At 27.4% G+C, this 2,653-nt stretch carries 3 protein-coding genes and 1 pseudogene; all 4 read left to right on the plus strand.

Annotated elements, in window-relative coordinates:
* The coding region (gene steA / locus Q5F54_RS12780; RefSeq protein WP_302334554.1) for a putative cytokinetic ring protein SteA at window positions 1–648 on the plus strand (648 nt) is incomplete at its 5' end.
* A gap of 17 nt (window positions 649–665) precedes the next feature.
* Window positions 666–1,541, plus strand: coding sequence for a copper transporter (locus tag Q5F54_RS12785; protein ID WP_302334555.1), 876 nt, complete (start codon window positions 666–668; stop codon window positions 1,539–1,541).
* A 30-nt stretch (window positions 1,542–1,571) separates the two neighbouring features.
* Window positions 1,572–2,261 carry a glycosyltransferase family 2 protein gene (locus tag Q5F54_RS12790; RefSeq protein ID WP_007287336.1) on the plus strand — a complete coding sequence of 230 codons (690 nt, stop codon included), beginning with the start codon at window positions 1,572–1,574 and terminating at the stop codon, window positions 2,259–2,261.
* A 4-nt stretch (window positions 2,262–2,265) separates the two neighbouring features.
* A pseudogene (locus Q5F54_RS12795) lies at window positions 2,266–2,653 on the plus strand (glycosyl transferase); the annotation flags it as partial.

The following is a 2,653-nucleotide window of genomic DNA, read 5'->3' on the forward strand; positions in this document are numbered from 1 at the left end:
ATCCCTAAAATGGCTACGGATTATAAAGATAGACATGTATTAGTTGTAGTTAGAGGTCAAGACTACAAAGAAGATTTAGCAACAATAAGATCTTATATTGAGGAAATGAAACCAATATTAGTAGGTGTTGACGGTGGAGCAGATGCTCTTATTGAATGTGGATACGATCCAGATGTAATAGTTGGTGATATGGACAGTGTTACAGATGAAGCCCTTAAAAAAGCAAAAGAAATAGTAGTACATGCATATGTAGATGGTAGAGCACCTGGACTTAAAAGAGTACAAGATTTAGGGTTAGATGCTGTAGTTTTCCCTGCACCAGGTACTAGTGAGGATATTGCTATGCTTACTGCATATGAATATGGAGCAGAACTTATAGTTGCATTAGGTTCACATTCTAATATGATAGACTTCCTTGAAAAGGGAAGAAAAGGTATGGCTTCTACATTCTTAGTAAGATTAAAAATAGGAGCTAAATTAATAGATGCAAAGGGAGTTAATTTACTTTATAAAAGTAAGTTAAAAATGAAATATATATGGGCCTTAGTAGTAACAGCGATTTTCCCGGTTTTAATAATCGCTTATTTATCTCCAACTGTACAACAACTTATTAAATTATTGCAATTAAAAATGAAACTGAATATGTAAACTAGGAGGACTAAATAATGAATATAAATATGAAATACTATATTGTTACTATAGGTTCTATATTTTTAGCTTTAGGTATAGGTATTATAGTAGGATTTAATTTAAATTACGATCAAGAGCTTAGCAAACAACAAAGCGAAGTTTTATCACAATTTGAAGAGAAATTTGACTCATTAAATGAAGAAAAATCAGATTTAAATAAACAAATAGATAGCTTAAATGAAAAATACGATAAATTAAAGACTTATGTATCACAAAATTATAATCTTTTAATTGCAGATGCATTAACTAATAAAAATACTGGAATAATACTTACTAATGAGAAGAATGATTATAGTGAAGAATTAGAAAATACAATAAAAGAAGCTAATGGAAATTTAGCTTTCAATATAGTAATAAAAGACACTATAGAAGACTCTGAGAAATTAAAAGAAGCAGCAGAGGCTACAGGTATAGAAATAAAATCATCTCAAGATTGCATAAACTATATAATAGATTCTTTAAATGGAGAAACTGCTAAAAGTGATTTAGAAAAATTAGCAAAATTAGACTTAATAGAAATTAAATCTTTAAATAAAGATTATGCTTCATATGATTCTGTAGTTTTAGTAGGCGAAAATGAAGATGAAAATATGAAAAACTCTTTTGAAGTAAAAGAAAAAAATATTATCTCTAAATTAAAATCAGAAAAGAAATATTTAGTAGCAGTTCAAAGAGAAGAAAGTACATCAGAATTTATAAAATTATGTTCAGATTTAAATATATCAACTATAGATAATATAGATTCTGAAGTAGGAAAAATATCTTTAACTATGTTAGTAAAAGATGAAAGTAAAGTTGGAAATTATGGTATAGGTGAAAATACTACTGATTTAATGCCATTTTCAAAATAAACTTACAAAATTTGAATAAGGAGATATAATATGAGCTATATAAGTATAATAATACCAGCTTATAACGAAGAAAATAAAATCAAAGATACATTAGAAAGTATCAAAGATATAAAAGAAATAGACGAAATCATAGTAGTAGATGACGGATCTAGTGATAAGACATCTGAAGTTGCTAAAAGTGTAAAAAGCGACAAAATAAACGTAATAACACAAAGTCAAAATAGAGGTAAAGGATATGCTTTAAATAATGGTTTAAAAGAAGCTATGAAAAAAGCAGACATAATAGGATTTTTAGATGGAGATTTAGGAAATACTGCAAGTGAAGTTGAAAAATTAATAACACCTATTATAAATAATGAATGTGATGTAACTATTGCAAAATTCCCTCCAGCAAAGAAAAAAGGTGGTCTAGGTTTTGTAAAAAATCTAGCTAAAGAGTCTGTTAAAGAAATGACAGGAGTAGAGCTTACATCTACTTTATCAGGACAAAGAATATTTAAAAAAGAAGTTCTTGAAATATTTGATGAAATACCATTTGGATATGGTGTTGAAGTTGGTATGACAATAGACATACTAAAAAATAACTTCAAAATAGAAGAAGTATTAGTAAATATGACTCATTCTGAAACAGGAAGAGATTTAAAAGGGTTTATACACAGAGGTAAACAGTTTTATCATATCAAAAAAGTAGTAAGACAAAAGAAAAAAGAATGGAGGTAGTTGTATGTCACAATATATTTTTCATGCAATATTGTTCGCATTAGGATTTTTAGGAACATATTTTATGATACCTCTATTTAAAAGTATGTTAGTAAACGGAAATGTAATTAGACCTAATTATAAAAATGAAATGATACCAGTTGGAATGGGAATTGTATTCTTACCAATGATTATAATAAACAGTATAATATTAGGTTTTGTAACATTAAACAATATATGGTTTGTAAGTTCAAGTAACTATAATCTGAATATAGTATGGCTTTTATGTCTAGCTTTATATATATTTTCTATGATGGCAATGTTTTTTGCAGGTGCATTAGACGACTTAATAGGAAATAGAAATGTAAGTGGATTAAAAGGACATTTTAAAAGTCTATTTAAAGGAGAACTGA

The organism is uncultured Romboutsia sp., assembly GCF_958366745.1.
GTDB classification, from domain to species: Bacteria; Bacillota; Clostridia; order Peptostreptococcales; family Peptostreptococcaceae; genus Romboutsia; species Romboutsia timonensis.